A 5,381-nucleotide genomic window follows, 5' to 3' on the forward strand; every position below is an offset into this window, starting at 1 on the left:
CTCCGCGACCCCCCGCGCGGACGGTCGCGGAGTGCCCACCGGTGGCGGCGAGACCGCCCCCGTAATGGGACTTTCCGTAGTGGCGCTCATTCTCGGCAGCGCGTTCGTCATGCTCCTCATCACGGCGCGGCGAACCCGCCATCTCCGGAGGAGCCAAGAGAGTGACCGCTGAAAAAACGCGACCGTTCGCCATCGCCTGCATAGTGGCAGCGGCCGCGGTGTTAATAGATCAGTTCAGCAAGGCCGTTGCCCTGACCGCGCTTGCAGACGGGCGGCGGGTGCCCGTCATCGGGGACGCATTCGGTCTGCAACTCGCTTTCAACCCCGGCGCGGTGCTGGGGGCAGGTTCGGGTATGACCTGGGTTCTCACCGTCGTAGGCGTGGCAGCCGTCGCCGGGCTTTTCGTTATGGCGGCCCGCGCGCGAACGGCGGGCTGGGCGGCTGGTGTGGGGCTAATCCTCGGCGGAGCTGTGGGCAACCTCATTGATCGATTCATGTCGCCACCCGGTTTCGCTGTCGGCCACGTCACCGACTTCCTCGCCTACGGGGGTCTGTTCATCGGCAATCTGGCAGACATCTTCCTTGCCTCTGGAGCGATAGCGGTCGCCGTGCTGCTCCTGCTTCGCCAACGCACGAATAGCGGCGCTCAGGTCGAGCCCGCCGGGCCACCCCCGTTCGATGTTTCCCCGGAGGACAAGCAGTGAAGAAGACGAAGACGCCATCTCGGTACCAAAGGAACGCCCTCGCCCCCGGTCTGATCGCCGCAGCCGCTCTGTTCGTGTCGCCGGCGCTATTGGACAGTAGTTGGTTCACTGTCGTGCGCTTCATCGTGGCGATTTTGGCGCTCATCGTCGCCTCGTTCGCCTACCAAGAGCGGCAGCTGTGGTGGGTGCCGGTGTTCGCGGTAATCGCAGTGGTGTGGAATCCGGTGCTTCCCCTTCCCGCTGAAGGTGTCCTGTGGACCGCGGCACAACCCGCAGCCGCAGTCATCTTTCTTGTCGCAGGAGCCACCATCAAGAGGGAGCGGGCATGAACCGCAAACTCATCGCCCTCGGCGCGGCGCTCATCATCGTGGGCATGGTGACCGGTTGCACAGCCACGGCCCAATCATCAGACGCGAGCGCGGGCGCTTCGTTCTCTGATGGAGATTTCCAGGTAGCCGAGATCGCCGTTGCGGACAGAGGCGAACCCGTTCAGTTCGAAGGCGTCATCGAAACCGGTGAAACCGTCACCAGCGACGACTACCGAGGTGAGGTGCTCGTTGTGAACTTCTGGTACGCCGCCTGCGGACCATGCATCGTCGAGGCTCCCATGCTTGAAGAGGTCTTCCTACGTTTCCAGGACGAGGGGGTCGACTTCCTCGGGGTGAACACCTACGACCAGGCTGAGACAGCACTGTCGTTCGCGCGCGAGAATAAGGTCACCTATCCCAGCGTCATCGACGTCAATGACGGCCAGGTGAAACTCGCCTTCGCGCAGCTCACCCCGATTCAAGCCACACCCACAACGCTCGTGATGGACCGCCAGGGTCGTCTCGCCGCCCGTATCATCGGCCAGCTCCCCAGCGCATCAATTCTGTCCAGCATTGTCGCCGACACGTTGGCGGAGGCGCCATGAGCGCCGGGACGCTGGTCGTTGACGGCGCGCTCTGGGTTGCCATTCCCCTCGCCCTGTTCGCCGGTCTCATCTCCTTCCTCTCACCCTGTGTCCTCCCACTGGTCCCCGGCTACCTCGGATACCTCGGCAGTGTCACCGCCCTCCCCCCCGCACCTGGCAAAGACGGTGTGACAGCGGTCGCCACACGCCGACGGCTCGTGGCAGGCGTCCTCCTCTTCATCGCTGGATTTACCGTGGTCTTCGTCACCGTGACCGTCCTAGGAGGACTATTCGGGGTCGCGCTTCTGCGCTACGGCGATCTCCTCACCCGCGTGTTTGGCGTCGTGAACATCGTCCTGGGGCTGACTTTCATGGGCGCAATCCGGCTCGGACAGAGCAGTGTCCGCCCTGCCCTCCGTGAGCGAGCCGGGCTTGTCGGCGCCCCTCTTCTCGGACTCTCACTCGGTGTCGGCTGGACGCCCTGCATCGGCCCCACACTCGCAGCGATTCTGTCCCTGTCATGGAACCTTGGTGACCCCGCACGAGCCGGGCTTCTCGGTCTGTCCTACTCCCTCGGCCTCGGCGTGCCCTTCCTCGTGCTGGCACTCGGATGGGGGTGGGCCGCGCGATCCGTCACAGTCCTCCGCACCCACATCCGCGCACTCAACCTCATCGGAGGTGCCGTGCTCATCCTCCTCGGGCTGCTCATGGTGACGGGCGTGTGGACCTCACTCATGTCACTTCTGCAACAGGTGGTAGTCAATGTCCCCCTCCCGCTCTGACACCCGCCACGCTGACTCCGACCCGCGGCGACCAGCGGACCACTCTGACGGGGCCACGGACGATCAGGACAGCCCCCAGTTGAAGCTCGATGGTAAAGGGTGGCTCCGCTGGACATGGCGCCAGCTCACCAGCATGCGCACCGCGCTCATCCTCCTGCTGTCCCTCGCCCTGGCCGCAGTGCCAGGTTCACTGTTTCCACAGCGAGGCGCCGACCCGAACGGCGTCATCCAATGGGAGCGCAGCAATCCCGAGTGGTTCCCGTTCCTCGATGCAGTCGGACTCTTCGACGTCTACTACTCGCCCTGGTTCTCGTCCATCTATTTGCTGCTGTTCGTATCCCTTATTGGATGCGTCATCCCGAGAGCGAAACACCACTACCGCGCTCTCAAAGGCCAACCTCCGCGCACCCCCATCCGGTTCGCTCGACTCCCCGAACACCTCGAGCGTGCTATCCCGGAGCACGTTACCCCCGCCGCAGCGCTGAATCTTGCCGAAACAGAACTCACCCGGCGTCGCTATCGCGTGCGTCGCTACGACGGGAAGGGGTGGACCTCCGTTTCGGCCGAACGCGGGTATCTCCGAGAGACCGGCAACCTGCTCTTTCACATCGCCCTGGTCGGCGTGCTCGTCTCCGTCGTCGTGGGCAAGGCGTTCGCCTACACCGGCCAACGTGTCGTGGTGGAGGGGACAACGTTTGTTAACACTCTCAGTGACTTTTCCTCCTTCGACCCCGGCCGTTTCGCGGACGGATCCAATCTGACGCCGTACTCTCTCACGCTGGACCGTTTCGACGTCACATACCAGCCGGCCGGCTCTCCGGGAGGTGGACAAGCGGGCGACTTCGCCGCCAACGTCACCATCCGATCGCCAGGAGCGGATGCCCAGACCGAGCGGGTAGTCGTCAACTACCCGATCACTGTGGGGGGTGACCGCATCCATCTCCTCGGGAACGGCTACGCACCTACCCTCACCGTCCGGGACGCGGAAGGCCAGATTGTATACAGCGACTCACTACCCTTCCTTCCCCAGGATTCCAACATGACCTCACTAGGTGTCGTCAAAGTTCCGGACGGCTTGCCGCAGCAACTCGGGCTGATCGGCTTCTTTTACCCCACGCAGGACACCTTGCCCTCAGGTGCCGCCACCTCGATCTACCCCGACGTCATCAACCCCGTCATAACCCTTAACGCCTTCGCAGGCGACCTCGGTATCGATGATGGAACCCCCCGTTCCGTCTATGCCCTGGCAGTTGACGAACTCACGCAACTCACCGGCGGCGACACCGGACAGGACTCCATCGAACTCAGGCCCGGCAGTACCAGTGCGCTGCCTAATGGGTGGGGCACCATCACATGGGAGGAAGCAGACGGCGCTCCGGTAAAACGGTTCGCGTCTTTGCAGATTCAACGCGACCCCAGCAGCGGCTGGGTCTTGGCATTTTCTGTGTTGGCTTGCGTCGGGTTGTTCACCGGACTTCTCATACCTCGTCGCCGTATTTGGGTGAAAGTCCATTCGTCGACCACAACCGACTCGATGATCTCGGTGGAGTACGCCGGTCTCGCTCGAGGAGATGACCCCGGGCTTGCCCGTGCGGTCGAGCAGTTAGCGGATGCCCACGCACAAGCATGCGAGCGGGCGAGTGTGGCCGCGCAGTCACGGTAGGTCTACAGCTATGAACACGTCCCCTGAGTTCGGTGACTACCTGCTGCTCGCAGCGAACCCGTTGACTCTTTTACCGGTCGCCGCGACGATGATGGCCGCCATTTACCTCCTTGGGGCGTCACGTCTGTGGCGGCAGCGTCGTCGGTGGTCGGTGTTGCGCACGGTGAGTTTTGTCTCAGGCTGCGCAGTCCTCGCTGCCGTCACCGGCCTCGCGGTAGAGGACTACGGCGAAGCTCTACTTTCGGTGTTCATGTTCCAGCAACTGACATTGATGATGGCTATCCCACCGTTGCTCGTGCTCGGTTCCCCGGGAGCCCTTCTGCTGCGCGCAACTCCACATCGCGGCGTCGGTAGGAGCATCCTCAGATTGGCGCACGGCGCGTTGCGATGGAAAGGGTCAAGATGGGCTCTCAGCCCCTGGGTTGCATTACCTGCCTACCTCGCGGCCTTCTACGGCCTGTATATTGCCGATCTGCTCGATCCCGTCCTAGCCCTACCCGGTGGCCACACCGCTTTGGAGGCGGCGTTCTTGGTCAGCGGAATTCTGTTCACCATTCCTGTGCTTTCTACAGATCCGCTGCCGGTCCGCATGAGCCACGGCGGTCGGGCGCTCGACCTTTTTGCCGAGGCAGCGTTGCACGCCTTTTTTGGGGTGTTCCTCATGATGGCGACCAGTCTGGTGGTGGGAACATTCGCTGAATCGACCATGGCTTTGGGCATTGACCCGATCGAGGATCAACGCGTAGCCGGCGGTCTCGCGTGGTCCTATGGCGAGGCGCCCACACTCATCATGATCCTGATCGTGATGCACCGGTGGTTCCGGCACGATTCCGTTCGTGACGCCGCTGCAAGCAGGTGGGCGGATGCCCACGGGGACCCGGAGCTCGACGAGTACAACGAGTACCTGCGCCGGCTCGAACAACGTGGGTCCGCATGACAGCACTTCGAGGGCCAACCGGCGACCTGCGCAAACCCTCTATGTGGACCGGCGGCGTGGGTACCTTGCCCGTGACGGCGGCGTTGCCCTTGGCGGCAGCATCGGGGTTGCTAATGGATGCGGCCACACCGGACCTCGGATGGTGGCCGCTTGCTTTCGTGAGCGTGACGATCCTGCTCGCAGCTCTCCTCGGAAGAAGCACGCTCGCTTCTTTCGTCGTGGGGTGCGTCTTCGGGGCCGTGTTCAACCTTGCCCACCTCATATGGGTGGCCCAGTTTCTCGGACCTGTGCCCTGGTTGGCCCTCAGCGCGCTGCAAACGGTACTCATCGGTGTCGGCAGCGTGACCATCACCCTCGCTTACCGTTGGGTCAAAGTACGCAGGCTCGGCGGAGTGTTGGACCT

At 63.3% G+C, this 5,381-nt stretch carries 6 protein-coding genes and 1 pseudogene; all 7 read left to right on the forward strand.

Annotation, left to right across the window (positions count from 1 at the left end):
* Positions 1-161: 161 nt before the first annotated feature.
* A complete protein-coding gene (locus LQV45_RS16895) occupies positions 162-704 on the forward strand; it encodes a signal peptidase II (protein WP_138174773.1) in 543 nt (180 codons plus the stop codon).
* Entirely contained in the window at positions 701-1,033 is a 333-nt protein-coding gene (locus LQV45_RS16900) for a DUF6804 family protein (RefSeq protein WP_138174775.1), read from the forward strand. The genes LQV45_RS16895 and LQV45_RS16900 overlap by 4 nt, the downstream gene beginning before the upstream one ends.
* Positions 1,030-1,617, forward strand: a complete 588-nt coding sequence (locus LQV45_RS16905; protein ID WP_138174777.1) for a TlpA disulfide reductase family protein — start codon at positions 1,030-1,032, stop codon at positions 1,615-1,617. The genes LQV45_RS16900 and LQV45_RS16905 overlap by 4 nt, the downstream gene beginning before the upstream one ends.
* Positions 1,614-2,378, forward strand: a complete 765-nt coding sequence (locus LQV45_RS16910) for a cytochrome c biogenesis CcdA family protein (RefSeq protein ID WP_138174779.1) — start codon at positions 1,614-1,616, stop codon at positions 2,376-2,378. The genes LQV45_RS16905 and LQV45_RS16910 overlap by 4 nt, the downstream gene beginning before the upstream one ends.
* A gap of 133 nt (positions 2,379-2,511) precedes the next feature.
* On the forward strand, positions 2,512-4,041 hold the full coding sequence (locus LQV45_RS16915) for a cytochrome c biogenesis protein ResB (protein ID WP_308288882.1): 1,530 nt from the start codon (positions 2,512-2,514) through the stop codon (positions 4,039-4,041).
* Positions 4,042-4,051: 10 nt separating this feature from the next.
* On the forward strand, positions 4,052-4,978 hold the full coding sequence (locus LQV45_RS16920; protein ID WP_138174783.1) for a cytochrome c oxidase assembly protein: 927 nt from the start codon (positions 4,052-4,054) through the stop codon (positions 4,976-4,978).
* A gap of 158 nt (positions 4,979-5,136) precedes the next feature.
* A pseudogene (locus LQV45_RS16925) lies at positions 5,137-5,381 on the forward strand (apolipoprotein N-acyltransferase); the annotation flags it as partial.

The organism is Microbacterium sp. Bi128, assembly GCF_918698205.1.